Origin of the sequence: Cellulosimicrobium sp. NPDC055967, from assembly GCF_042269845.1 — a bacterium.
Classification (GTDB): domain Bacteria; phylum Actinomycetota; class Actinomycetes; order Actinomycetales; family Cellulomonadaceae; genus Cellulosimicrobium.
On record NZ_JBHJYJ010000008.1, the window covers coordinates 129,063 to 154,493 of the forward strand.

Annotated in this window: 19 protein-coding genes; 7 read left to right on the forward strand and 12 right to left on the reverse strand. The window is 73.0% G+C overall.

From position 1 onward, the window contains the following. Nucleotides 1-26: 26 nt before the first annotated feature. Entirely contained in the window at nt 27-3,455 is a 3,429-nt protein-coding gene (locus ACFC2L_RS12540; protein WP_375824631.1) for a GH92 family glycosyl hydrolase, read from the reverse strand. A 544-nt stretch (nt 3,456-3,999) separates the two neighbouring features. Between ACFC2L_RS12540 and ACFC2L_RS12545 the strand changes: the two genes are divergently transcribed. Next, the gene (locus ACFC2L_RS12545; RefSeq protein WP_375824632.1) at nt 4,000-6,741 is read left to right on the forward strand and encodes a DEAD/DEAH box helicase; all 2,742 of its coding nucleotides are present in this window, start codon (nt 4,000-4,002) and stop codon (nt 6,739-6,741) included. Nucleotides 6,742-6,864: 123 nt separating this feature from the next. On the opposite strand, the gene ACFC2L_RS12550 is transcribed toward ACFC2L_RS12545, so the two are convergent. Continuing rightward, nucleotides 6,865-7,290, reverse strand: a complete 426-nt coding sequence (locus tag ACFC2L_RS12550; RefSeq protein ID WP_375824633.1) for a carboxymuconolactone decarboxylase family protein — start codon at nt 7,288-7,290, stop codon at nt 6,865-6,867. A gap of 70 nt (nt 7,291-7,360) precedes the next feature. Continuing rightward, nucleotides 7,361-8,263, reverse strand: a complete 903-nt coding sequence (locus tag ACFC2L_RS12555) for a GNAT family N-acetyltransferase (RefSeq protein WP_375824634.1) — start codon at nt 8,261-8,263, stop codon at nt 7,361-7,363. A 118-nt stretch (nt 8,264-8,381) separates the two neighbouring features. On the opposite strand from ACFC2L_RS12555, the gene ACFC2L_RS12560 reads away from it, so the two are divergent. The 4 genes from ACFC2L_RS12560 (at nt 8,382) to ACFC2L_RS12575 (ending at nt 12,157) form a co-directional block, all read left to right on the forward strand. Then, nucleotides 8,382-9,107, forward strand: coding sequence for a VIT family protein (locus ACFC2L_RS12560; RefSeq protein ID WP_375824635.1), 726 nt, complete (start codon nt 8,382-8,384; stop codon nt 9,105-9,107). A 25-nt stretch (nt 9,108-9,132) separates the two neighbouring features. Continuing rightward, a complete protein-coding gene (gene ybaK, locus ACFC2L_RS12565) occupies nt 9,133-9,636 on the forward strand; it encodes a Cys-tRNA(Pro) deacylase (protein WP_375824636.1) in 504 nt (167 codons plus the stop codon). A 103-nt stretch (nt 9,637-9,739) separates the two neighbouring features. Continuing rightward, complete coding sequence (locus ACFC2L_RS12570) at nt 9,740-11,401, forward strand: recombinase family protein (protein ID WP_375824637.1); 1,662 nt, start codon at nt 9,740-9,742, stop codon at nt 11,399-11,401. 9 nt (nt 11,402-11,410) lie between these two features. After that, entirely contained in the window at nt 11,411-12,157 is a 747-nt protein-coding gene (locus ACFC2L_RS12575) for a YggS family pyridoxal phosphate-dependent enzyme (RefSeq protein ID WP_375824638.1), read from the forward strand. A 73-nt stretch (nt 12,158-12,230) separates the two neighbouring features. Here ACFC2L_RS12575 and ACFC2L_RS12580 read toward each other — a convergent pair whose 3' ends face one another. After that, nucleotides 12,231-13,280, reverse strand: coding sequence for a biotin/lipoate A/B protein ligase family protein (locus ACFC2L_RS12580; RefSeq protein ID WP_375824639.1), 1,050 nt, complete (start codon nt 13,278-13,280; stop codon nt 12,231-12,233). A 68-nt stretch (nt 13,281-13,348) separates the two neighbouring features. Further along, a complete protein-coding gene (gene cimA / locus ACFC2L_RS12585; protein WP_375824640.1) occupies nt 13,349-15,007 on the reverse strand; it encodes a citramalate synthase in 1,659 nt (552 codons plus the stop codon). 336 nt (nt 15,008-15,343) lie between these two features. Here cimA and ACFC2L_RS12590 point away from each other — a divergent pair, with 336 nt between their 5' ends. After that, on the forward strand, nt 15,344-15,940 hold the full coding sequence (locus ACFC2L_RS12590; protein WP_375824641.1) for a hypothetical protein: 597 nt from the start codon (nt 15,344-15,346) through the stop codon (nt 15,938-15,940). Nucleotides 15,941-15,988: 48 nt separating this feature from the next. Here the strand turns inward: ACFC2L_RS12590 and ACFC2L_RS12595 are convergent, their stop codons facing one another. Next, nucleotides 15,989-17,122, reverse strand: coding sequence for a branched-chain amino acid aminotransferase (locus ACFC2L_RS12595; protein ID WP_375824642.1), 1,134 nt, complete (start codon nt 17,120-17,122; stop codon nt 15,989-15,991). 208 nt (nt 17,123-17,330) lie between these two features. Further along, complete coding sequence (locus ACFC2L_RS12600) at nt 17,331-18,374, reverse strand: 3-isopropylmalate dehydrogenase (RefSeq protein ID WP_375824643.1); 1,044 nt, start codon at nt 18,372-18,374, stop codon at nt 17,331-17,333. Nucleotides 18,375-18,516: 142 nt separating this feature from the next. Between ACFC2L_RS12600 and ACFC2L_RS12605 the strand changes: the two genes are divergently transcribed. Beyond that, nucleotides 18,517-19,734, forward strand: coding sequence for an ROK family protein (locus tag ACFC2L_RS12605; RefSeq protein WP_375824644.1), 1,218 nt, complete (start codon nt 18,517-18,519; stop codon nt 19,732-19,734). Nucleotides 19,735-19,803: 69 nt separating this feature from the next. Here ACFC2L_RS12605 and ACFC2L_RS12610 read toward each other — a convergent pair whose 3' ends face one another. The 5 genes from ACFC2L_RS12610 to ACFC2L_RS12630 all read right to left on the reverse strand — a co-directional run bounded on the left by ACFC2L_RS12610 (nt 19,804) and on the right by ACFC2L_RS12630 (nt 25,091). Further along, nucleotides 19,804-20,343 (reverse strand): ASCH domain-containing protein, encoded by a 540-nt coding sequence (locus ACFC2L_RS12610; protein WP_375824645.1) that lies wholly within the window; start codon nt 20,341-20,343, stop codon nt 19,804-19,806. A gap of 4 nt (nt 20,344-20,347) precedes the next feature. Beyond that, nucleotides 20,348-21,088: a cysteine hydrolase family protein gene (locus tag ACFC2L_RS12615; RefSeq protein ID WP_375824646.1), complete on the reverse strand. Its 741-nt coding sequence runs from the start codon at nt 21,086-21,088 to the stop codon at nt 20,348-20,350. A 414-nt stretch (nt 21,089-21,502) separates the two neighbouring features. Then, the gene (gene ilvC / locus ACFC2L_RS12620) at nt 21,503-22,528 is read right to left on the reverse strand and encodes a ketol-acid reductoisomerase (RefSeq protein WP_375824647.1); all 1,026 of its coding nucleotides are present in this window, start codon (nt 22,526-22,528) and stop codon (nt 21,503-21,505) included. 118 nt (nt 22,529-22,646) lie between these two features. After that, nucleotides 22,647-23,171, reverse strand: a complete 525-nt coding sequence (gene ilvN / locus ACFC2L_RS12625; protein ID WP_047232530.1) for an acetolactate synthase small subunit — start codon at nt 23,169-23,171, stop codon at nt 22,647-22,649. A gap of 6 nt (nt 23,172-23,177) precedes the next feature. Next, nucleotides 23,178-25,091, reverse strand: a complete 1,914-nt coding sequence (locus ACFC2L_RS12630) for an acetolactate synthase large subunit (RefSeq protein WP_375824648.1) — start codon at nt 25,089-25,091, stop codon at nt 23,178-23,180. Between the last annotated feature and the right edge of the window lie 340 nt (nt 25,092-25,431).

Consider the following 25,431-nt stretch of genomic DNA (forward strand, 5'->3'; position numbering starts at 1 on the left):
CCGTACGGCCCCGCGGCCACCGTCGATCAGGAGCAGGCGGCGGCGTCGTACGCGGCCGTGACCTGCTGGGGCTCGCCGTCGGGCGTCGTCACGGTCACCGTGACCTCGCCCGCCTCGACGGCGGCGGCGCGGGTGGCGAACGACTGGTACGCGTTCGCCCCGGGAGCGACGTCGCCGAAGAGCTGGGAGCCGTACGGGGTCGCGAGCTCGATCGCGGCGGGCTGCTCGCCCGTGTTGAGCGCACGCACCGCGACGAACGCCTTGCCGCCGAGGCAGCGGGCCTGCGCCGTGACCTCGACCTGCGGCGCGGGGACGTCCCCCGTCGCATCGGTCGCGATCGCGAACACGTGGAACCGCTCGTCGCTCGGCAGCGTGACCGACGTCAGGACCTTGCCCTCGGGGATCGCGACGGGCGCGGTGGCGTAGAGGCCGCAGCCGATCTTCTGCACGTTCTCGCGGTCGCCGCGCGCCCCGGCCTTCGCGACCGTGATGTTGCCGGGCTCGGGCGAGCCCGTGCACCAGTCGCTGAGCCGCACGTCGACGGTCTGCGACGTGCCGTCCGCGAACCCGAGCACGAGGCCTCCCCCGTGCGTGCCGTGCGTGCTCGTCCCGACCACCGAGAGATGGCGGGCCGAGCGCAGGTGCTCGGGCACCTCGAGGACCTCGCCGCTCGCGGCGACGTTGTCGGGCGCACCCGCCGGCGGGGCCCCGAGCGTGTAGGTGAGGTCCGTGCCCGGCACGGTGAGCTCCAGGCCCTGGACAGCCCCGAGGTCGGCGAGCAGGTCGCGCAGGAGGTAGGCGCCCGAGCCGTCGAGGTTCGCGTTGGCCGCGCCGGCGTCGCCGATGCCGACGTTGTCGAACGCGTCCGCGATCCACGACTCGCCGGACACCACGACCTGCACCTCGCGGACCGCCTCGGTGCCCGCGGCGTCGCGCACGACGAGCCGCACGGTGTGGAGCCCCGGCTCGGCGTCCGCGGGCGCGGCGAGCGTGACCGTGCCCTCGACCGTGGCCGGCAGGCCGTCGGACTCGGCGGTCCAGTCGGCGAGGTCGGTCGTCGCGGTGACCGCACCGTCGGACGTCACCTCGAGCGTCCCGCTGGACGTCCCCGCGCCCTGGGCGACGACCTGGACCGCGACCTCGGTCTGCCCACCCGGGGCGAGGACCGGCTGCCGCGGCGACGCGCCGACGAACAGGCGCTCCACCGTGCCGTCCGCGGGCACGACGGCGCCCGGCGAGGCCGCGGGGTCGGTCGCCCACGCGGACGGCTCGGTGCCGACGGTCACGTCGAGCGTGCCGGCCGCGGTGAGCTCGTCGCCCGTGACCCAGGCGCGATCGAGCGGCTCGCCGCCGAGCGACACGGACTGCGTGTAATGCGTGTCGGGCGCGACGCCGTCCGCCGTGAGGCGCAGCGCGTCGCGACCGAAGACCTCCGGGTCGAGCGTGATCGTCACGTCGTCGAAGAGCGGCGTCGTCAGGCCCCACAGATCGGCGCCCGGCACGATCGGGTACACGCCGATCGACGACAGCACGTGCCACGCGGACATCGTGCCGAGGTCGTCGTTGCCCGTGACGCCGTCGGGGCCGTCGGTGAAGAGGGTCGACGCGGCGCGCACGACGTCCGTCGTCTTCCAGGGCTGCCCGGTCCACAGGTAGACGTACGGCGCGTGGAGGTTGGGCTCGTTGTTCGGGTTGTAGGTCTCCCAGCCGTAGTAGTCGTACGTGCCGTTGACCCACACCTCGCTCGCGACGTGCGCGGGGTCGGCGACGAGCTCGTCGTACGCGAAGAACGCGTCGAGGCGGTCGACCGCGGCGTCGGTGCCGCCCATGAGGTCGAACAGGCCCGGCACGTCCTGAGGCACGAGCCACTGGTACTGCACCGCCGTGCCCTCGTGGAACCCGTCGGAGTGCGCGGGGTCCGCGTCGCCCACGAAGAAGCCGTCCGCGTTACGTGCCCGGAAGTTGCCCGTGCGCGGGTCGAACACGTTGCGGTAGCTCTGGCCGCGGGCGGCGTACCGGTCGGCGTCCTCGTCGTGGCCGAGGCCGCGCGCCATCGTCGAGAGCATCGCGTCGGCGAGGGCGTACTCCATGGTCGCCGAGGCGCCGTGCTGGAGATCGTAGTCGCCGGGCTTGCCCGAGCGCGCCGGCTCGTGCGGGACGAACCCGTCGCGCAGGTACTCGACGTTCGCCGCGCGCCCGTTGAAGGGCGAGTCGGCGGGCGGGACGCCGTCGGCGTTCTCCCTCAGGACCGCGTACGCCTCCTCCTCGTGGCCCGCGAGCAGGCCCTGCCGCCAGGCGCTGACGAGGAACGGCGTCGCCGGGTCGCCGGTCATGATGTTCGTCTCGACCGTGCCGTAGCCCCAGCGCGGGAGCCACCCGCCCTGCTGGCCCTGGCGCACGAGCGAGAGCGCCATGTCGGCCGACTCGTCGGGCGCGAGCAGGTACAGGAGCTGCTGCTGGGTGCGGTACGTGTCCCAGAGCGAGTAGTTCTGGTAGTAGGTGAAGTCCGGTTCCGCGGCGTGGACCTCCTGGTCCCACCCGCGGTAGCGCCCGTCGACGTCGGAGCCGACGTTCGGCGCGAGGAAGCTGCGGTAGAGCGAGGAGTAGAAGGTGCGCAGGTCGTCCGGGTCGCCCTGCGCGACCCGCACGAGGCCGAGCCGCTCCTCCCAGGCCGAGCGCGCGGCGTCGTGCACGGCGTCGAACGTGCCGGCCTCCGCGGCGAGGTTCGCCGCGGCGCCGTCGGCGCCCACGTAGCTCATCGCGGTGACGGCCTCGACGTCGAGGTCGCCGCCGGTCGTGTCGAACGTGACGTACGCGCCGCGACGGCCCTCGCCGCCGGACGCGGCGTCCGAGCCCGCGGTGACGACCTGGCCGTCCCACGTGCCGTGCGCGACGAACGGCCGGTCGAAGGTCGTGCGGGTCCAGATCGTCTGCGGCTCGGTGTCCTGGCAGAAGCCGCGGACGGTGATGCGCGTCTCGACCGTGCGGTCGTCCACGACGCGCACGTCGGACTCCGTCACCCGGTTGAGCGCCTGGCCGGCGTTGAGCAGGACGTTGGCCTGCGCCGTCGCGGGGAACGTGTACCGCTGGACGCCCGTGCGCTCGGTCGCGGTGAGCTCGGCCTCGATCGTGCCCGCCGGCGCCTGGAGACCCACGCGGTAGTACCCCGGCGAGGCCTCCTCGTCGTCGTGCGAGAAGCCGAGCGCGTACTGGCCGTAGTCGGTCGAGGTGATCGCGCCCGTCGTCGGCAGGGTCGGGAGCGGACCGCCGAGGCCGCAGCCGACGCCGGACAGGTGGACGAGCGAGAAGCCGCGGACCGACGTGCGGTCGTAGTCGTACCCGACGTTGTGGCCGTTGTCTGGCGAGAGCTGCACCATGCCGAACGGCACGGCGGCGCCCGGGTACGTGTTGCCGTCGTCCTTGGTCCCGATGAACGGGTTGACGTAGTCGACCAACGGACCGTCGACGGCGGCAGCGGCGGCATCGGACCCCGTCGCTGCCTCCGTCCCGGCGGCGGTCGCGGGCGACGCCCCGATCCCGGGCGCGGCGTACGCGGCCAGCGGGAGCGCGAGGCTCGCGGCGGTGGCGAGGGCGACGACGGCGCCCGCGCGACGTCGGTGTCCGCCGGGACGCGGCGGACGAGAGCGGGACGGTCCGGTACGGGCCGGGAATGGATCGCGATCAGCGTTGACAGCGCTGTCTATCCGCATGTGGTGCTCCCCTTGGTCCCACGGCGACGTGGGGTCGGTGGTCGTCGATGACTCGGAGTCCAGGCCCGGCCACGACGCCGTTCCCGCGGCATACCCTCGCACACGTTGACAGCGCTATCAACCCCTTGTGCCCCGATCTCCCGATCTCCCGAGCCCGGGATTGTCCCCCGGTCCGGCCCGGAACCGGGGAACGACCCCGGGTTCGGCGGCGCCAGATCCGCACCGGCCCCGCGGCCGGCGCGACCGGCTGCCGACGACCCCGGCGCTCCACACCTGACAGACTCGTCCCGTGACCACCACGACCGGCCGCACCCCGGCTCTCCTCGCGCACGTGCCCGCACCGACGGGCAAGGCTCCCGACCCGGACGCGCTCTACGAGGGGTTCACCACCTGGGCGACGGAGCAGGGTCTCGAGCTCTACCCGCACCAGAGCGAGGCGCTCATCGAGCTGGTCACCGGCTCGCACGTCATCCTCTCGACGCCCACCGGCTCGGGGAAGTCCCTCGTCGCGATGGGCGCGCAGTTCGCCGCGCTCGCCGCGCACCGCTCGGGTCGCGGCGGCCGCACGTACTACACCGCGCCGCTCAAGGCGCTCGTGAGCGAGAAGTTCTTCGCGCTCGTCGCGGCGTTCGGGTCCAAGAACGTCGGCATGACGACGGGCGACTCCGCCGTGAACCCCGACGCCCCGATCATCTGCTGCACGGCGGAGATCCTCGCGAACATCGCGCTGCGCCGCGGCGGCGGCGACGGCGCCGCTGCCGGACCTGTCGACGAGGACGCGATCTCCCAGGTCGTCATGGACGAGTTCCACTTCTACGCCGACCCGCAGCGCGGCTGGGCGTGGCAGGTGCCCCTGCTCGAGCTGCCGCACACCCAGTTCCTGCTCATGTCGGCGACGCTCGGCGACACCACGCGGTTCGTCGAGGAGCTCGAGGAGCGCACCGGGCGCCCCGTCGCCGAGGTCACCACGGCCGAGCGGCCGGTCCCGCTGCACTTCAGCTACGTCGTCGAGCCGCTCACCGAGGTCATCGAGGAGCTCGTCAGCACGCGCCGCGCGCCCGTGTACGTCGTGCACTTCACGCAGAAGGACGCTGTCGAGCGCGCGCAGTCGCTGTTGTCGATGAACGTCGCGACGAAGTCCGAGAAGGAGGCGATCGCCGCCGAGCTGGGCGACTTCCGCTTCGGGACCGGGTTCGGCAAGACGCTGAGCAAGTTCCTGCGGCACGGCGTCGGCGTGCACCACGCGGGCATGCTGCCCAAGTACCGGCGCGTCGTCGAGCGCCTCACGCAGGCGGGGCTGCTCAAGGTGGTGTGCGGCACGGACACGCTCGGCGTCGGTATCAACGTGCCGATCCGCACCGTGCTGCTCACGAGCCTCGTGAAGTTCGACGGCGAGCGTATGCGCCACCTCACCGCGCGCGAGTTCCACCAGATCGCCGGACGCGCGGGCCGCGCCGGGTACGACACCGTGGGCGAGGTGCTCGTCATGGCGCCCGACCACGTCATCGAGAACCGCAAGATGCTCGCCAAGGCGGGCGACGACCCGAAGAAGCTCAAGAAGATCGTCCGCAAGAAGGCGCCGCAGGGCTCGGTCAACTGGACCGACGCGACGTTCGAGCGCCTGCGCGACGCCGAGCCCGAGCCCCTGACCAGCCACTTCACCGTCACGCACGCGATGGTCCTCAACGTCCTCGCGCGCACGGCCCAGCACGGCCGTGGGCACGTCGACCCCGCCGACCCGCGCCGCGACCCCGTCGAGGCGATGCGGCACCTGCTGCTCGCGAACCACGACACGGACACCCAGCGCCGCGAGCACGTGCGCCAGACGCTGCGCATCTACCGCTCGCTGCGCGTGGCGGGGATCGTCGAGCGGGTCCGCGTCGAGGACCCGTCGCGCCCGGAGGGGTACCGTCCGAGCGTGCGCCTCGTCGGCGACCTGCCGCGCGAGTTCGCGCTCAACCAGCCGCTGTCGCCGTTCGCGCTCGCGGCCCTGGACCTGCTCGACGTCGAGGGCGCGACCCACGCGCTCGACGTCGTCTCCGTCATCGAGGCCACGCTCGACGACCCGCGCCAGGTGCTCTACGCGCAGCAGAACGCCGCCAAGGGTGAGGCCGTGGCCGCGATGAAGGCCGAGGGGTACGAGTACGAGGAGCGCATGGCGCTGCTCGAGGAGATCACGTGGCCCAAGCCGCTCGAGGAGCTGCTGGCGCCCGCGTTCGCGATGTACAAGCGGTCCAACCCGTGGGTCGCCGACGCCGAGCTCTCCCCCAAGTCCGTGGTCCGCGACATGGTCGAGCGCGCGATGACGTTCGCGGAGTTCGTGTCCGTCTACGGTCTCGAGCGCACGGAGGGCGTCGTGCTGCGCTACCTCGCGGACGCCTACCGCGCGCTGCGGCAGGTGGTCCCGGAGGAGCACCGCACCGAGGAGGTGCAGGAGATCGTCGAGTGGCTCGGCGAGCTGGTGCGCGGCGTCGACTCGTCGCTGCTCGACGAGTGGGAGCGCCTGGCGCACCCGGTCGACGACGACGCGGACACCGAGGTCGGCGACGGCCCGCTCTCCGGGGCCGGCGCCGAGGCACCGACCCGGCCGGTCACGGGCAACCCGCGCTCGTTCCGGCGGCTCGTGCGCAACGCGCTGTTCCGCCGCGTCGAGCTCGCGTCCCGCGAGGACTACCGCGCGCTCGGCGCGCTCGACGGCGGCGCCGGCTGGGACGCGGACGCGTGGGGCGACGCGCTCGACCCGCTCTTCGAGGACCAGGGCGACGACGCGGTCGGGATCGGCCCCGGCGCCCGGTCGGCGGCACTCTTCCGGGTCGTCGAGGCGGGCGCGGAGCTGCCCGCGGGCCACGAGGGCCCGACGGCGGAGCACGCCCCCGGCGGGGTCGTCCCCGCGGGCACGTGGCTCGTGCGGCAGGTGCTCGACGACCCCGCCGGGGACCACGACTGGGCGATCACGGCGAGCGTCGACCTCGCGGCGAGCGACGAGGCGGGCGAGCCGGTCGTGACCGTGCTGGCCGTCGGGCCGCTGTAGACCGGCGCCCCGACGAGCGCCGCGGCCGGGCGCCACGGGGTCGCGCACCACCACCGGCCGGGCGCCACGGGGCCGGGTACCACCAGCCGGTCGCGGGGGTCGGGGCGCCGCCGCCCTGGCCGCTCAGTCGACCGGCAGCAGCCCGCGCTCGGCGAAGACCTGCTTGGCCACGGCCGTCGCGTTGAGCGCCCGCGGGAACCCGCAGTAGACGGCGGACTGCAGCAGCGCCTCGACGATCTCGGCCGGCGTGAGACCGACGTCGAGCGCGGTGCGGACGTGGATCTCGAGCTGGGGCTCGCACCCGCCGAGGGCGCTGAGCATCCCGAGCGTGACGAGCTGCCGGTCGCGCGGCTCCAGCTGCGGTCGCGCGTAGATCTCGCCGTAGGCCCAGGCCGAGATCTGGTGCTCCAGCTCGGGCGAGACGTCCGCGAGCGCGTCGGCGAGGACGGCGCCCGCGGTCGCGTTGACCGAGCCGAACACCCCCCGCCCGTGCTCGTAGCGCTCCGCGCGTGTGGTCGGTCGGTCGTCCGTGAAGTTCCCCTGCGTCACGCCGAGCAGCGTAGGGGACGGGGTACGACCTGCGCCGACGGTCTCACGGCGGGCGTCGCGGGCGGAGCGGTCACCGCGCCTCGCGCCGCCGGTCGAACCGCTCGGGCAGGTGGGTGAAGCCCGCCGAGACGTAGGTGGCGACGCCTCCGACGTTGGACGCCGGCGTCGCGACGAGCGCGCTCGAGGCGCCCAGCGCGCGGAGCGCCGCCAGCCCGGCGAGAGTGACCGCGCGGCCGAGACCGCGGCCCCGGTGCTCGGCGTGCACGCCCATGGGCTCGATCAGCCCGGGTCGGCCCGGGCCGGCCGACCACACGGCGATCACCGCCGCCGCGGACCCGGTGGCGATGTCGGCCGGGTCGCCGACGACGGGTGGGCCGTCCTGCACGACGAGGCAGCGCGCGTCGGCGTACGGGAGCCCGGTCGCCAGGGCGTGCCAGCGCTCCGGCGCGGCCCGCGTCCCGCCGAACGACGAGCGCAGCGCCTCGGCCCACGCGGCCGCCTCCGACGGCCCGACTTCACGCACCCGGACGCCCGGGTCCTCGACCGGGGCGGCCAGGTCGCGGCGCAGGAGCGCCCACCGCTCGTCGACGCGCCACCCCGCCGCGGCCAGGTGCTCGTCCACGAGGGCACCCACCGGCGCCTCGACCGACGCACCGCCCTCCCCGAGCACTCCGCGCTCGGGTCGCCCGGCGTCCTCGGCGAGGCGCCGCGCGAGCTCGTCGTCGCGCTGCAGGTCCGGTGCGATCCCCAGGCGGAGCAGGTCGGGGCCGTCGAGCAGCCCGACGGCGACGACCCGTCCGTCGCGGCGCCACGTCCGGACCGCGGCGGCGGTCGCCGTCGCGCCGAACCGCCAGAACCAGCCCACGTCGCCGGGATGCAGCTGCAGCGGCGCCGCGTCGTCCTGCCACGTCCGCAGCGCGTCCAGGGCCTCGCCCAGCTCGTCGACCTCCGGGGTCTCCAGCTCGATCACCATGCCCCGATCAGACCTCACCGCGTACTGGCGGCGCACGCTCATTGCGACGTCGGCCGGTCGTGCAGGAGCCCGCGCGGTCCGGGTCGCGCCGCGCCGGCAGGCCCCTACGGTGGAACCCATGAGCGACGCACCGCGCAACGGCCAGCACCCCGGCGAGCCCCACCACCCGGAGAGCACCGGGTCACGTCTCAACCGGCTGCGTGCCGGGGTCCTGGGCGCCAACGACGGCATCGTCTCGACGGCGGGCGTCGTCGTGGGCGTCGCAGCGACGAGCACGTCGATCCCCGTCATCGCGACGGCAGGCGGGGCGGCGCTCCTCGCGGGCGCGCTGTCCATGGCTGCGGGCGAGTACGTCTCGGTGAGCACGCAGCGCGACACCGAGCGGGCGCTGCTCGCGACCGAGCGGCGCGAGCTCGCCGAGATGCCGGACGCCGAGCTCGAGGAGCTCACGGGGATCTACGAGGCGAAGGGGCTGACGCCGGACCTCGCGCGCCAGGTCGCCGTCCAGCTCACCGAGCGCGACCCGCTCGCCGCGCACGCCGACGCCGAGCTCCACATCGACCCCGACGAGCTCACGAGCCCGTGGGAGGCCGCGGTCGCCTCCATCGTGTCGTTCACGGTGGGCGGCCTGCTGCCGTTCGCGGCGATCCTCCTCGCGCCGGAGACCGTGCGCATCCCGCTGACGTTCGTCGCCGTCGTGCTCGCGCTCGTGCTCACGGGCTGGGGCTCGGCCCGCCTCGGGAACGCACCGACCCGGCGCGCGACGGTCCGGACCGTCGTCGGCGGCGCGGTCGCGATGGGCGTGACCTACGCGATCGGGTCGCTGCTCGACGTCAACGTGTAGCGCGGCTCTGCGGCAGAATCGGCCCGTGGCCAAGAAGTCGAAGTCGTCCGCGCACGCCGGCACGCCCGCGGTCGCGCTCCTCGAGCGCGAGGGCGTCGCCCACACGCTGCACCCGTACGAGCACGACCCGTCGAGCGACCTGTCCTACGGCCTGGAGGCCGCGGCGGCGATCGGGGTGCCCGCGGAGCAGGTGTTCAAGACCCTGCTCGCCGTCGTCGACGGCGCCGCGCTCGTCGTGGGCGTCGTGCCCGTCGACCGCCAGCTCGACCTCAAGGCCCTCGCCAAGGCGGCGGGCGGCAAGAAGGCGGCCATGGCCGAGCCCGCCGCGGCGGAGCGCGCGACGGGCTACGTCGTCGGCGGCATCTCGCCGCTCGGCCAGAAGCAGCGTCACCGCACGTTCCTCGACGACTCCGCGCTCGCGTTCGACGCCGTCTACGTCTCGGGCGGCCGCCGCGGCCTCGACGTCGGCCTCGCACCGTCGGACCTCCTGCGCCTCACGGCGGGCGCGACGGCCCCGATCGCGCGGTAGCACCGAATCTCTGCAGGGCACAGAGGTTGTCGGACCCGACAGCTACGCTCCCGACCAGCAGCGTGCCGGTGGTCGGCCGTGACACAAGCAGCAGGGGTGCTCCGTGGAAGCTCGGTCCAACATGTCGGTGGGCTCGCGCGCCGTCGGGTATCAACGGGTCAGTCGAACACAGCAGGGAGATCGGTTCGAACTCGTTCGCCAGGAGAACGCCATCCGTGCCTTCGCAGAGGACGGCTCGTGGCACTATCTCCGATCGTTCGTGGACCTCGGCGTCTCACGACTCGTCCAGCCATCCCGGCGGCCTGCCTTCTCGGCACTCATGGCCGCCGCTGGACGACGCGAGTTCGACATGGTGGTGATCGAGAGCATCGACCGACTCGGTTCTGGGCGAGGCGTGTGGGACGCCGTGGAGGGACTGGCAGGCGCTGGGGTCCCGACAGCGGTCTCGGCGCTGCGGGTCGATGATCTGTACCGGTTGGGGCGCCCGGCCGTCGAACTCCTCGCTGCGCACGCAGTTGCCGAGGTCGACGACCTACGCCGTCGGACACAAGGCGGGATTCAAGCAAAGGCCCAGGCAACCGGTGCCCCTCACATCGGTGGAAGACCGCCGTTCGGGTACCGCGTCGCCCGGGAGAAGCACTATGCGTCGCACCTGGAGATCGACCTCTCGGAAGCACGCACGATCACCGAGGTGGTCGACCTCCTCCTGCGCGACGGCATGTCGTTCGCCGCGGCTGCGGCGCGGCTCAACGCCGAGGGGCGACCGACCCGTTCGGGTCGTCCCTGGACCGAGGGCAACCTACGGAGCAGGGTCCTCTCCTCCGCAGTCATCGATGCCGCCATCCACTTCCGCGGGCGGCATGCCCTCCGGTCCCCGGACGGCAACCCGCTCTGGGGCGCGAGCGTCACGATCTCGCTTCCGAGGATCGTCAGCGAGGACGATGCGGACGCACTCGTCGTGCGTTTTCGCCGAACTTCACCAGCGCGCGAGCGGTCGGTGTACCCACTCTCCGGGAGGATGACGTCTCCCTGCGGCGAGACCTACACGGGCGCCGACTCCAGCACGCTCTCCTGGGGCTACCGCGGGTACCGCTGTCGGGGTCGCTACCGGGTCGATCGCTCCCCGTGCACGTGCGCGACCCTCGATGCGGACCTCGTGGACAACCACGTCTGGCGTTCGGTCTGCAAGATGCTGGACGGCCGTCGCTCCGACGAGCCTCTCCCGCACGTGTCACGTCGTGCGGGTCTCGAGTGGACGATCGCGTCACTCCGCGACATCACACGGCCGGAACTCCGCCGGGTCGCGCTGAACCAGCTGGACGTCACCGTGACGGTCGTGGAGGACCGTGAAGCCCGCCGCGGCGGAGCGCCGTGCGCCGCCGCGGCGTGGCACAGAGCACGCGGGATCGGCGTGCTGCCTCAGGATCTGTCGGACGAGGAATGGGACTCCGTCGCTCCCCTCCTGCCCAGGGGCCGAGGGGACCGCGTACGGAGAAGCGTCGACGCGATCTTCGCCAAGGCTCGCTCCGGCGCCGCCTGGCCAACACTTCGCGACGTCTACGGATCGACCAGCACCCCGTCCCACTACTTCACCGTCTGGACGCACGACGGAACATGGGAGAACGTCTGCAACGTGCTCGCCGGCGCCCTGTGTGCTGACGTTGCGACCCCTCGGCAGCTACCGATATTCACTATCGCTGTAGGCGCCAGCGAACAGGGCGAAACCGAGCATGTCCCGCAACCCAACGCGCGAGCGACTACCTAGACTGACCGCATGCCCCTCCCCGACCCCTCGTCCGTGCTGCCCGCGCAGATCGCGCAGAACCTCGCCCGGGTGCGGACCCGGGTCGACGACGCCGCCCGCACGGCCGGGCGCGCGACGTCGGACGTGCGGCTGCTCGTGGCGACCAAGACGCAGCCCGCGGACGCCGTGCGCGCGGTCGTCGAGGCGGGCGCGGACCTGGTCGGCGAGAACCGCGTGCAGGAGCTGGTCGCCAAGGCGCCAGACCTCGCCGACCTCGTGGCGGCGGGGCGTGTCGAGGTCCACATGATCGGGCACCTCCAGCGCAACAAGGTCAACCAGGTCCTCGCGACGGCGACGGGCGTCGAGAGCGTGGACTCGCTCGCGCTCGCCGAGGCGCTCGCGGCACGCTGCGCGCGCGACGGCCGCGTGCTCGACGTGCTCGTCCAGGTGAACGTCTCGGGCGAGGAGTCCAAGTCGGGCGTCCGGCCCGACGACGCCGTCGCCCTCGCGACCGCCGTCGCCGCGCTCGAGGGTCTGCGTCTGCGGGGCTTCATGACGATCGGCGCGAACTCGCCGGACGAGACGGTGGTGCGCGCGGGCTTCGCGCGCCTGCGCGCGGTGCGCGACGCCGTCGTGGGCTCGGGCGCCCCGGGCACCGCCGACGCGCGCGAGCTCTCCATGGGCATGAGCGGCGACCTCGAGCTCGCCGTCGCGGAAGGCGCGACGATCGTCCGCGTCGGCACCGCCGTCTTCGGCCCGCGTCCCACGCCGAGGTAGAACCCGCCGTCGCGACGTAGAACCCGGGGAGCCCTACCTCGCGACCGGCGGCTCTACCTCACGGGTGACGGCGTCACGGGACGCGCGCGGTCCACTCCGGCGTCGAGAACTTCGTCCGCGCGAGCTCCTGGGCGCGCTCGCGCTCCTCGGGCGTGACCTTGCCCTCGACCGTGCGGTAGCGCGACCGGAAGTGCGCCTTGAACGCCTCGATGACGTCCTCGCGCGCCATGCCCGTCTGCGAGCGCACCGGGTCGACGCGCTTGTTCGCGCTCGTCGTGCCCTTGTCCGAGAGCTTCTCGCGACCGATCCGCAGCACCTCGGTCATCTTGTCCGCGTCGATGTCGTACGCCATCGTCACGTGGTGGAGCACCGCTCCCCCGCGCAGCCGCTTCTGCGCTGCGCCCGCGATCTTGCCCGCGGGCGACGCGATGTCGTTGAGCGGCTTGTACGTCGCCTCGACGCCGACGTCCGCGAGCGCACCGAGCACCCAGTCGTCGAGGAACGCGTACGAGCGCTCGAAGCTCAGGCCCTCGACGAGGGAGCCCGGGACGTAGAGCGAGTAGGTGATGGTGTTCCCCGGCTCGACGAACATCGCGCCCCCGCCGGAGATGCGGCGCACGACGGTCACGCCGTGGCGCTCCGCGCCCTCCGGGTCCACCTCGTTGCGCAGCGACTGGAACGATCCGATGATCACGGCGGGCGACGCCCACTCCCAGATCCGCAGCGTCGGGCCGCGGCGGCCGGCGTCGAGCTCCTCGGTGAGGACCTGGTCGAGCGCGAGGTGCATCGCCGGCTCCTCCGGACCCTCGTGCACGATCTCGAACGTGTGGTCGCCCCAGCCCGTCGCGTGCCCGAGGGCTCGCCGGACGGCGATGGCCACCGCCTCCGGCGAGAAGCCGATCATCGTGACGTCCTCGCCGAGCGCGCCCTGGACGGCGCTCGCGAGCTGCGCGACCGTCGCCGTCTCCGGCATGCCCGTCAGCGCGCCGTCGATGTCCTCGAGCGCGTCGTCCGGCTCGAGGAAGAAGTCGCCGCTCACCGCGACGCGGGCGAGCCGCCCGGCCTCCACCTCGACGTCGACCGCCACGAGCTTGCCACCAGGGACCTTGTACTCACCACGCACCCGTCCACCCTAAGCCCGCGGGGCGGCGGCTCGGCGGGAGACGTCGGTCACGACCGTCCGGCGACGGCTCAGCGAGGGTCGACCCCCGCGTGGACCAGCCCGTAGATCGCGGAGTCGGTCAGCGCCTCCCAGGCCGCCTCGATGAGGTTCGGTCCGACGCCGACCGTCGACCACGACGTCGAGCCGTCGGTCGTCTCGATGAGCACGCGCGTGATCGCGTCGGTCCCCTGCTCGGTGTCGAGGATGCGGACCTTGAAGTCGATGAGCTCGAACACGTCGATCTCGGGGTAGACGCGACCGAGCGCGAGCCGCAGCGCGTGGTCGAGCGCGTTGACGGGCCCGTTGCCCTCGCCGGTCGTGACGATGCGCTCTCCCCCGGCGTGGAGCTTGACGGTCGCCTCGGCCGTGGCCTCGGTACCGCGCGACCCGGCCCGCTCGACGATCGTGCGCCAGCTCTCGACGCGGAAGTACGGGGGACGCTCGCCCGTGATCTCCTCGCGGAGCAGCAGCTCGAACGAGGCGTCCGCGGCCTCGTAGGTGTACCCGTTGGCCTCGTCGTCCTTGACCCGGTTGGTCACGCGCGTGAGGAGCTCGCCCTGCCCCGACAGGTCGAACCCGAGCTCGCGGCCCTTGAGCTCGATCGACGCGCGGCCGGCCATGTCGGAGACGAGCATGCGGATGTCGTTGCCGACCGCCGTCGGGTCGATGTGCTGGTAGAGGTCGGGGTCGACCTTGATCGCGCTCGCGTGGAGGCCGGCCTTGTGCGCGAACGCGCTCGCGCCGACGTACGGCTGACGCGCGTACGGCGAGATGTTGGTGATCTCGCTGATCGCGTGCGAGATGCGCGTGGCCTCCTCCAGGCCCTCCCCGGTCAGGGTCCGCAGCCCGTGCTTGAGCTCGAGGTTCGCGACGACCGTGAGGAGGTCGACGTTGCCCGTGCGCTCCCCGTACCCGTTGACCGTCCCCTGCACGTGGGCCGCACCCGCCTCGACGGCCGCGAGGGTGTTCGCCACCGCGCACCCGGAGTCGTTGTGCGCGTGCATGCCGAGCAGCGCGTCGCCCGGGAGCGCGACGCGCCCGTGCGGGAGCCCGACGGCGTCGCGCAGCTCCTCGACGACCTCGACGACCCAGGTCGGCAGCATCCCGCCGTTGGTGTCGCACAGCGCCACGACCTCGGCCCCGGCCTCGAACGCGGCCTGCACGGCGGACCGTGTGAACGCCGGGTCGTACCGGTAGCCGTCGAAGAAGTGCTCCGCATCGACGACGACCCGCCGGCCCTCGCCCACGAGGAACGACACGGTGTCGGTGATCATCGCGAGGCCTTCGTCGGGCGTCGTGCGCAGCGCGCGCTCGACGTGCCGCACGTCCGACTTGGCGACGAGCGTCACGACGGGCGCCTCGGAGTCGACGAGCGCCCGGACCTGCGGGTCGTCCCACGCGCGCAGCCCGGCCTTGCGGGTCGAGCCGAACGCCGCGAGCACGGCGTGGCGCAGGTCGAGCTCCTTGGCCGCGCGGCGGAAGAACTCCGTGTCCTTGGGGACCGCACCGGGCCAGCCGCCCTCGATGAACCCGACCCCGAGCTCGTCGAGCAGCGGCGCGATGGCGAGCTTGTCGGCGACGGAGAGGTTCATGCCCTCCTGCTGCGCGCCGTCGCGCAGGGTCGTGTCGTAGACGTGGAAGACCCGGGGCTCGCGGGTACCGGTCACGGGGGTCGTCGCCGAGGTCATGGTGCCTCTTCCTGCCGTTCGTCGTGTCGCGGACGCCGGGGCGTCCGTCCCTCTGGTCCGTCTCCCGGGACGCCGGGCGGGCCCTCGTGAGGCGGGAGGCCCGGCATCCGTGCCGCCGGGCGGGGGTGGTGCCCAGCAACAAAAAAACCCCCCGAGGGTGCGGGAGGTCTGCGCGTCCGGTGGGTGCTACCGGGCGCGCTACTCGATAATGAGCTGGGAGACGAGGTGTGTCACAGGGCACATGGTGCCACAGGTTCCGCGAGGATGGACACGAGCGTCCATCCACCGAGCCGCCCACCGCCCTCGGGCGCGGCGGCGACCGACCGAGGAGTGACGATGAGCGACCCGACGCCGGGCGGCTACGACCCGCAGAACCCCCCGACGCGCCGCTACGGGCAGCCGCCCGTGCCGCAGCAGCACGCCCAGCCACCCGCGATCCCCCCGACGGACCCGCAGGCCGGCTTCCCCGAGCAGAGGCCGCCCGTCAATCCGGCCGACCCGCGCCTCGCGGTCGAGGCCGGCCGGTTCTGGGCGGGCGCTGCGGCGACGGCGCTCGTCGCCGCGCTCATCGGGCTGCTCGGCGTGATCATCTTCGAGCGGATCTTCTCGATCACGCTGGTGCCGCCGCCGGACCTGTTCGGCACAGGGTCGCGCCAGGCGGCCTGGGCGATCGACGGGGCGATCCTCGCGGTCCTCGCCGCAGGCGTGCTGCACCTGCTCATCCTCAGCACGCCGCGCCCGCGCGCGTTCTTCGGCTGGATCATGGCGCTGGTCGTCGTGGTGATCGCCGTGCTCCCGTTCGCCTGGTCGAGCGACGTCACGGCGGCGGCACTGTCCGGGCTCATCAACCTGCTGATCGGCATCGCGGTCTGGTCGTTGCTCGCGGGCGTCGCCGGGCGGACGATCGTCGTGCGGCCGGCGACCGCCCTCTGACCCACCGGCCGGCGCGTCCACGCTGACCGGCCCGCACGACGACGGGGCTCAGGCGAGGCGGCGCAGCCAGCCGTGGCGGTCGGCGGCGCGCCCGGTCTGGATGTCGGTGAGCTCGGTCCGGATCGCCATCGTGAGCGTCCCGGCCTCACCCCCACCAATGGTGTGGTCGAAGTCGGACCCCGCGAGGCGTCCGATCGGGGTGATGACGGCGGCCGTGCCGCACGCGAACACCTCGGTCACGGAGCCGTCCCGGATCCCGGCGAGGACGTCGGTGAGGGGGATCCTGCGCTCGACCACGTCGTGCCCGCGGTCGGTGAGGAGGCGGATGATCGACGAGCGCGTGACGCCCTCGAGGATCGAGCCGCTGAGCTCGGGCGTCTCGACCGAGCCGTCCGCCTTGACGACGAACACGTTCATGCCGCCGAGCTCCTCGAGGAACGTGCGCGTCCCGGAGTCGAGGAAGCACACCTGCTCGCACCCGTGCTGCTGCGCGACCACCTGCGGGAGCAGGCTGGAGGCGTAGTTGCCGCCGCACTTCGCGTCGCCGGTGCCCCCGGCGCCCGCGCGGCTGTACTCGCGGTCGACCCAGATCGACACGGGCTTCACGCCGCCCGAGAAGTAGGGACCGACCGGGGAGGCGATCACCAGGTACTCGGCCTCGAGCGAGGGACGCACGCCGAGGAACGCCTCCGACGCGTACATGAACGGGCGCAGGTAGAGGCTCGCCTCGTCGCCGCTGGGCACCCAGTCGACGTCCGTGCGCACGAGCGCCGTGATCGAGCCGACGAAGTCGTCGACGGACAGCGCGGGGAGGGCGAGGCGGTGGGCCGAGCGGGCGAAGCGCGCCGCGTTGGCCTCGGGGCGGAACGTCCACACCGACCCGTCGGCGTGGCGGTACGCCTTCATGCCCTCGAAGATCTCCTGCGCGTAGTGCAGGACGGCGGTCGCCGGGTCCAGCAGGAGGGGGCCGTACTTCTCGATGCGGCGGTCGACCCAGCCGTCGGTCGAGTTCCAGCTGATCCGCGCCATGTGGTCCGTGAAGACCGTGCCGAACTTCGGGGCCGCGATCGCGGTCTCGCGCTCGGCGGGCGGCGTCGGGGCGTCGGTCGGGCGGACGTCGAACAGGGCGACGAGGTCCTCCTCCGAGGACGACGGCTGGTGCTGCGCTGCAAGGGTGCTCATCATGAGGCCTTTCACCTGGCGACCCGGGTGGTCTCCGCCTAGTTTTCCACGACCGTACGGCTCGTGCGGCGATCCCCGCGAGGGCACGACGGCGGCAGGGGCGTCACCGGGTCAGAACGGGAGGGATCCGGTCCTGGGGCGATGACGACCGAGGTGCGGGGACTGCGGGCGAACCGGTGCCCGGGTCCGTGCGGACCCGGGCGGCGTGTCAGCCGGCGACGCGAGCGGCGAGCTCGCGGCCCACCTCGGCCGTCGAGCGTACTCGGCTCCCCCGCTCGGCGAGGTCGGCCGCGACGGCCGCCTCGACGCGCTTCGCCTCGGCGGCGAGGCCCAGGTGGTCGAGGAGGAGGGCGACGGACAGGACGGTCGCCGTCGGGTCGGCCTTGCCCTGCCCGGCGATGTCCGGGGCCGAGCCGTGCACGGGCTCGAACATCGACGGCGCCGTGCGGTCGGGGTTGATGTTCGCGGACGCGGCGAGGCCGATCCCGCCCGTGATCGCGGCGGCCTGGTCCGTGAGGATGTCGCCGAAGAGGTTGTCCGTGACGATGACGTCGAACCGCGACGGCTTCGTCGTGAGGAAGATGGTCGCCGCGTCGACGTGCAGGTAGTCCGTCGTGACGTCGGGGAACTCGGCGTTGACGGCCTCGACCGTCCGGCGCCACAGGTGGCCCGCGTGCACGAGGACGTTGTGCTTGTGCACGAGCGTGAGGTGCTTGCGCGGGCGCGCCTGCGCACGGGCGAACGCGTCGCGCACGACGCGCTCGACGCCGAACGCGGTGTTGAGGGAGACCTCGGTCGCGATCTCGTGGGGCGTGCCGGTGCGCAGCGAGCCGCCGTTGCCGACGTACGGGCCCTCGGTGCCCTCGCGCACCACGACGAAGTCGATCTCGCCCGGGTCGGCGAGGGGCGAGGTGACGCCCGGGTACAGCTTGCCCGGGCGCAGGTTCACGTAGTGGTCGAGCGCGAAGCGGAGCTTGAGCAGCAGACCGCGCTCGAGCACGCCCGACGGGACGCTGGGGTCGCCGATCGCGCCCAGGAGGATCGCGTCGTGGCCGCGGATCGCCTCGAGGTCCGCGTCGGTGAGCGTCTCGCCCGTCGCGTGCCAGCGGCGCGCACCCAGGTCGAACGGCGTCGTGGAGACCTTCACGTCCGAGCCGGACACGGCGGCCTCGAGCACGGCGAGACCCTGCTCGACGACCTCGGTACCGATGCCGTCCCCGGCCACGACTGCCAGATCAATGGTGCGCGTCATGCGGTGAGCGTACGCCGCCGCGCCACCCCTCGGGACGGGGGTCTCACGTCTCGGACTGCGCCTCGCCGGCGTCCGAGTTGCACGACAGGGCGGGACCGTGCACTATTAGGAAACTTTCCTAAAACCCGCTCGAAGGAACGCCATGACCGCGCCCACCTCGTCGAGGATCCCCGGCACGCCGGGGCTGCTCCGCACGATCAACGATCGCGCGGCGCTCGAGCTCCTGCTCGACGCCGGACCGCTCACCCGGTCCCAGATCGGCGACAGCACGGGCGTGTCCCGACCGACGGCCTCGCAGATCGTCGCACGGCTCGAGCAGTCCGGTCTCATCGAGCCGACCGGCTCCGTGCAGGGGGCGCGCGGGCCGCAGGCGACACAGTACGCCGCACGCACCGACGTCCTCGTCGGGCTGGCGCTCGACGTCGTGCCCGACGGCGTGCGGGCCAGTGTGGTCGACGCGCTCGGCCGGACGCTCGGCGAGACCACCGTCACCGCGGGCCCGGACCGCGCGGCCGCGACCGACGTCCGCACGGCGCGCGACGAGGCGTGCGCGGACGCGGGCATCCCGGTCGCACGCGTGGCGACCGCCGTCGTCGGCGTCCAGGCGGCCGTCGCGCCGCGCACGGGCGACATCGCCCTCGTCGGCGAGCTGCCCGGCTGGCCGCGCGAAGGGCTGCGGGGACATCTCGAGGACGCGCTCGGCATCGACGTGCGCGTCGAGAACGACGTGAACCTCGCCGCGATCGCCGAGCGCGACGCCGGCCGGGACGAGCAGAGCTTCGCCCTGCTGTGGCTCGGCGAGGGCATCGGCATGGGGGCGTGGCTCGACGGCCGCGTCCACCACGGCACCTCGGGCGGTGCCGGCGAGATCGGCTACCTCCCCGTCCCCGCCACGGACATCGACGACTCCGTCAACGTGCAGGACCTCGTCGGGGGCCTGCGGCTCGTCGAGCTCTGCGCCCGGGCGGGCGTCCCCGGGGTCACGGCGACCACCCCGTACGCCGCGGCGGTCGCCGCGGTCCGCGAGCATCACGACACGGCCGCCGTCCGCGAGCTCGTGCAGGACCTCGCCCGCCGCGTCGCGATCGTGCTCCAGCCCGTCGTCGCGATCCTCGAGCCCGACGCCGTCGTGCTCGGCGGGCCGACGGGCGTCGCGTGCGGCGCGGCGCTCGCCGAGGCCACGGCCGCCGCGCTCCGCGGCACCGACCAGCGGACGGGAGCGGTCGTCGCGAGCGCCGTGCCCGAGCTCGCGGTCCTGCGCGGGGCGCGCTCCGTCGTCGCGCAGGACGTGCGCACGCTCCTGCTCGCCGCAGCGGGTCGACCGGACCACCCGGTCGGCACGTCGTCGATCCCGGGGTAGTCCTCTTCACCTGCCCCGCGAGCGGTGGCCGGCCGACCGTGGCACGGCCGGTCACCGCTCATCCCCGCCTCAGTGCGGGTAGCGCAGCTCGAACCGCTCGCACACGAGCGGCATGTCAGGAGCGAACTCGCGCTCCAGCACGCGGCGGAAGTACGTCTCGTGACCGTCGCGCCACGACTCGAGCGAGCCGTCGTCCTCCCCCTCCGCCAGGGCGAAGTCCGCGTCGACGTCCTCGAACGCGACGATCTCGACCGACGTCGTGCGGACGAGCGCCCGCGGGTGGCCTTCCCCGTCGAGCAGGATCGACAGCTCGCCGACGCGCGGGACGGGCTCCCCCGAGTCCTCGTACTCCCACAGGGCGGACGACGTCGCCGTCTTCTCCCCGCTCAGCACCGCCGCGAGCAGGCCGTCGGCCAGCGCGGGGTTGTCGCCGAACGACCACGCGGGCGGCGGCACCGTCTCGGGGACCGTGGTGCCGGTGACCACGCCCACCCGCGCCATCCCGGCGCTCGGCCGCGCCAGCTCCCAGAACGCGACGATCTCCGCCGCCCTCTCGTCCAGCACCACGTCGTCCGTCACCGGTTCCCCCTCGTCCGCCTGTCGGGTCATGCCCCTATCGTGGCGCACCGAGGGGCGATGTGCCCGGTCTCTCGCGTTTCGTCCCCCTCGTGTCGCGCGCGCCGACGGACCCGGCCACCGCCGCGACGACGGCCGACGACGAGCGGAGCACGACACCCAGGCCCGCGACCTGAGCGAGGCCCTCCTCGGTCGTGCCCGAGACGGCATCGGGCACGACGACGGCGCGCAGGTCGCGCTCGCTCGCGTCGGTGAGCGTCGCGCGGGGGCAGTTCGGGAAGTTGCATCCCGCCACGACGACCGTGTCGACGCCGCGCTCGCGCAGGAGGCCCTCGAGCGGGGTGCGGTGGAACGCGCTCCACCGGGGCTTCCACACGACGACCTCGTCGGGGCCGAGGACCTGCGGCCGCCCGGCCAGCAGCACGTCGGGGTCGAGCGACGGCGCACCCGCAGGCACGAGCTCGGGGAGGATCGCGGAGCCTGGCGACCCCGGCCACACGACGCGCGCACCGTCGGCGATCGCCCGGCGCCGCACCAGGTCCACGTCGTCCCCGTCGTAGAGGCGCACGACGTGGACGACCGGCAGCCCGGCCCGCCGGTACGCCTCGACGAGCGCGACGAGCGCGGGAACGACCGCGCGTGTCCCCGCGACCGGCGTGCTGCCACCCTCGGCGAAGTCGACCTGCGTGTCGATCACCAGCAGGGCCGACGTCTCCCAGCGCGGAGCCAGGTACGGGTCCAGATCCTCGTCACGCGGCGCGAACGAGACTGCGGTCATGGCAACCTCCTCGTCGGTTCCAACAGGTCGACGTCCCTCCGCCGACGTGCTGATGACACACGTCCAGGTGATTGGCCGTCGTGATCGTGCCGGCCCGAGGACCGTGGCCGCCCGACAGCACGAAGAAGGGCGGCGTCGTGCGCGATCGTGGCGGGCCCGGCGAAGGCCGAGGCACGAGGCCAGATGGTAGATCGCGCACGACGCCGCCCCTCCTCGAGGTGAGCGACGGACGTCAGGCTCAGCGTGCGGCGCTGCCCTTGACGTTCCCGGTCGGGCAGACACCTCCCGCCGACTCCGGCAAGAGCTCCTTCGTCGCCCTGCCTGCGTCAGCGTGCGGCGCTGCCCTCGGTTCTCACGGTCGGGCAGACACCTCCCGCCGACTCCGGCAAGAGCTCCTTCGTCGCCCTGCCTGCGTCAGCGTGCGGCGCTGCCCTCGGTGTAGTCGGCGTCCTGCTGCTTCCACGCGAACAGCGAGCGCAGCTCCTTGCCGACCTTCTCGATCGGGTGCTGCGCGGCCTTCTCGCGCAGCTCCTTGAACTCCGGCGCGCCGGCGTCCTGGTCGTCGATGAACCGCTTGGCGAACGCGCCGGACTGGATGTCCGCGAGGACGCCCTGCATGTTCTCCTTGACGTGCGGGTCGATCACGCGCGGGCCGGAGACGTAGTCGCCGTACTCGGCGGTGTCGGAGACGGACCAGCGCTGCTTGGCGATGCCGCCCTCCCACATGAGGTCCACGATGAGCTTCAGCTCGTGCAGCACCTCGAAGTAGGCGATCTCCGGCTGGTAGCCGGCCTCGGTGAGGGTCTCGAACCCGTACTGGACGAGCTGCGACACGCCGCCGCAGAGGACGGCCTGCTCGCCGAACAGGTCGGTCTCGGTCTCCTCGGTGAACGTCGTCTTGATGACGCCGGCACGCGTGCCGCCGATCGCCTTCGCGTACGACAGCGCGACGTCCCACGCCTGGCCCGACGCGTCCTTCTCGACGGCGATGATGTCGGGGATGCCGCGGCCCGCGACGAACTCGCGGCGCACGGTGTGGCCCGGCGCCTTGGGCGCGATGAGGATGACGTCGACGCCGTCGGGGGCCTCGATGTAGCCGAACCGGATGTTGAAGCCGTGCGCGAAGGCGAGCGTCTTGCCGGCGGCGAGGTTCGGCTTGATCTCGTCGTTGTAGATCGAGCGCTGGTGCTGGTCCGGCGCGAGGATCATGATCAGGTCGGCCCACGCCGCGGCGTCGGCGACGGACTTCACCTCGAAGCCCTCGTCCTGGGCCTTGGCGGTCGACTTCGAGCCCTCGCGGAGCGCGACGACGACCTCGACGCCGGAGTCGCGCAGGTTCTGGGCGTGCGCGTGGCCCTGGCTCCCGTAGCCGACGATCGCGACCTTCTTGGCCTGGATGATGGACAGGTCGGCGTCGTCGTCGTAGAACAGCTCAGCCACGATGGATCTCCTCGGTTCTTCGTTGCGGTGCAGGGGGTCTGTTGCGATGTCTCGCGGTGGAACGACGATCGGTGCGCACCGACGCCCGTGCGGGTCTTGGTGCGAGGGTAGGCGATCGTCAGGCGGAGCGGACCACGCGTTCCAGCGCGCGGTCGGTGATCGAGCGGGAGCCGCGCCCGACGGCGACGGTCCCCGACTTCACGATCTCGCGCACGCCGTACGGCTCGAGCGCGCCGAGCAGGGCGTTCAGCTTCTCGCCGGTGCCCGTCGCCTCGATGGTCACGGCGTCGGGCACGACGTCGACGACCTTCGCGCGGAACAGGTTGACGACCTCGAGCACGCCGGTGCGGTTCGCGCCGTCGGCGCGGACCTTGACGAGCAGGAGCTCGCGCTGCACGGACGCGGCCGCGTCGAGCTCGACGATCTTGATGACGTTGACCAGCTTGTTGAGCTGCTTCGTCACCTGCTCGAGCGGGCGCTCCTCGACGTCGACGACGACGGTGATGCGCGAGATCTCCTCGTGCTCGGTCGGGCCGACCGCGAGCGAGTGGATGTTGAAGGCGCGACGGGCGAACAGGCCCGCGACGCGCGTGAGCACGCCGGGCTTGTTCTCGACGAGCACGGAGAGGGTGTGGCGGGACATGGCGGGTCAGTCCTCTCGGTCCCACGCGGGCGAGATGCCCCGCGCGTACTGGATGTCGTCGTTGCTCACGCCGGCGGCGACCATCGGCCACACCATCGCGTCGCGCGAGACGTTGAAGTCGATGACCACGGGTCGGTCGTCGATCTCCATCGCGCGCTTGATCGCGGCGTCGACCTCGCCCATCGACTCGACGCGGATGCCCTCGCACCCGTACGCGTCCGCGAGCTTGACGAAGTCGGGGACGCGCGCCGTGCCCTGGCCCGTGTGCAGGTCGGTGTTGGAGTAGCGCTTGTCGTAGAACAGGGTCTGCCACTGGCGCACCATGCCGAGCGAGCTGTTGTTGATCAGCGCGACCTTGATGGGGATCTCGTTGATCGTGCAGGTGGCGAGCTCCTGGTTGGTCATCTGGAAGCAGCCGTCGCCGTCGATCGCCCAGACCGTCGCGTCCGGGCGGCCGACCTTCGCGCCCATCGCCGCGGGGATCGAGAAGCCCATGGTGCCGAGGCCGCCGGAGTTGATCCAGGTCCGCGGATGCTCGTACCGGATGAACTGCGCGGCCCACATCTGGTGCTGGCCGACGCCCGCGACGTAGACCGACTCGGGCCCGGAGATCTCGCCGAGACGCGAGATGACGTGCTGCGGGGCGAGGTGACCGTCGTCGGGCTCGGTGTACCCGAGCGGGTAGGTCTCGCGCCAGTCGTCGATCTGGCGCCACCACGCCTCGACGTCCGGCTTCCCCTTGGCCTCGTGCTCGCGCTCGAGCTCCGGGAGCAGGTCGGCGATGACCTCCTTGAGGTCGCCGACGATCGGCACGTCCACGTCGCGGTTCTTGCCGATCTCCGCGGGGTCGATGTCCGCGTGCACGATCTGCGCGTGCGGCGCGAAGCTCGAGAGCTTGCCCGTGACGCGGTCGTCGAAGCGCGCGCCGAGGGACACGACGAGGTCGGCCTTCTGCAGCGCCGCCACGGCGGGGACGGTGCCGTGCATGCCGGGCATCCCGAGGTTCTGGGGGTGAGTGTCGGGCACGGCGCCGCGCGCCATGAGCGTCGTGACGACCGGTGCGCCCGACAGGTCGACGAGGCGGCGCAGCTCGGCCGACGCGTTCGCCCGGACCACGCCGCCGCCCACGTAGAGCACCGGGCGCCGGGCCGACGCGAGCAGGCGCGCGGCCTCCTTGATCTGCTTGCTGTGCGGCTTCGTCACCGGGTGGTAGCCCGGGAGCTGCACGTCCTGGGGCCACGAGAACGTCGTGCGCGACTGCATCGCCGACTTCGCGATGTCCACGAGCACCGGGCCGGGGCGGCCCGTCGAGGCGATGTGGAACGCCTCCGCGATGGTGCGCGGGATGTCGGCCGCGTCGGTGATCAGGTACGAGTGCTTGGTGATGGGCATGGTGATGCCCACGATGTCGGCCTCCTGGAAGCCGTCTGTGCCGATCAGCGACTCGGCGACCTGGCCGGTGATCGCGACGAGCGGGATCGAGTCCATGTTCGCGTCGGCGATGGGGGTGACGAGATTGGTCGCGCCCGGGCCCGAGGTCGCCATCGTGACGCCGACCTTCCCGGTCGCGTGGGCGTAGCCCTGCGCGGCGTGGCCGCCGCCCTGCTCGTGGCGGACGAGGATGTGGCGCAGCCGCTGCGAGTCCATGAGCGGGTCGTACGTCGGGAGGATCGCGCCACCCGGGATGCCGAAGACGACCTCGGCGCCGACCTCCTCGAGGGAGCGGACGATCGACTGCGCGCCGGTCATCTCCTCACCGGTCGAGGTGCCCTGCGTGCTGCCGGCCGGTCGAGCCGTGGCGGCGCGCCGGACGTCGCCGCGCGGGGCGACCGACGCGGGTGTCGGGGCGGGCTTCGGCGCCGCGGCGGCGGGCGTCGGGGCGCCCGGTCGCGGAGGTGCCGGGGTAGGACCCTGGGCCATGGTGTCTCCTGCGTGTCGTGGCCTCGGCCCGGCGGGCGCCCCGTGGGGCGCGCCGCCGGGAACCGGAGCCGACCGTGGTGGTGCGGTCGTGCTGGTCGCGGTGTGCGGGTGCCGGTCCTCGCGGGTCTCGCGGGTGCGGCGCTCGCGGTGGCCGGGTGGGCCTGCCGCGGTCTGTCTGCCGTGCTGATGGCGTTGTGGTGGCAACAAAAAACCCCTCGGACCCGGGATGCCGGGCTGGACGAGGGGTGAGCGCGCTGACGAAGCCTGGTGGCGTGGCCTCAGCCGGCGCGCTCAGGAAGTACTACAAGGAGGATCGTCTGCACGTCTGGGACTGTACGCC

Bases quoted from the DNA above. Each gene is read 5' to 3' on its own strand.
- ACFC2L_RS12555 (WP_375824634.1), bottom strand. From the start codon at position 8,263: ATGGTGATCGAGCTGGAGACCCCGGAGGTCGACGAGCTGGGCGAGGCC.
- ACFC2L_RS12560 (WP_375824635.1), top strand. From the start codon at position 8,382: ATGAGCGACGCACCGCGCAACGGCCAGCACCCCGGCGAGCCCCACCAC.
- ACFC2L_RS12575 (WP_375824638.1), top strand. From the start codon at position 11,411: ATGCCCCTCCCCGACCCCTCGTCCGTGCTGCCCGCGCAGATCGCGCAG.
- cimA (WP_375824640.1), bottom strand. From the start codon at position 15,007: ATGACCTCGGCGACGACCCCCGTGACCGGTACCCGCGAGCCCCGGGTC.
- ACFC2L_RS12590 (WP_375824641.1), top strand. From the start codon at position 15,344: ATGAGCGACCCGACGCCGGGCGGCTACGACCCGCAGAACCCCCCGACG.
- ACFC2L_RS12595 (WP_375824642.1), bottom strand. From the start codon at position 17,122: ATGAGCACCCTTGCAGCGCAGCACCAGCCGTCGTCCTCGGAGGAGGAC.
- ACFC2L_RS12600 (WP_375824643.1), bottom strand. From the start codon at position 18,374: ATGACGCGCACCATTGATCTGGCAGTCGTGGCCGGGGACGGCATCGGT.
- ACFC2L_RS12605 (WP_375824644.1), top strand. From the start codon at position 18,517: ATGACCGCGCCCACCTCGTCGAGGATCCCCGGCACGCCGGGGCTGCTC.
- ACFC2L_RS12610 (WP_375824645.1), bottom strand. From the start codon at position 20,343: ATGACCCGACAGGCGGACGAGGGGGAACCGGTGACGGACGACGTGGTG.
- ACFC2L_RS12615 (WP_375824646.1), bottom strand. From the start codon at position 21,088: ATGACCGCAGTCTCGTTCGCGCCGCGTGACGAGGATCTGGACCCGTAC.
- ilvN (WP_047232530.1), bottom strand. From the start codon at position 23,171: ATGTCCCGCCACACCCTCTCCGTGCTCGTCGAGAACAAGCCCGGCGTG.
- ACFC2L_RS12630 (WP_375824648.1), bottom strand. From the start codon at position 25,091: ATGGCCCAGGGTCCTACCCCGGCACCTCCGCGACCGGGCGCCCCGACG.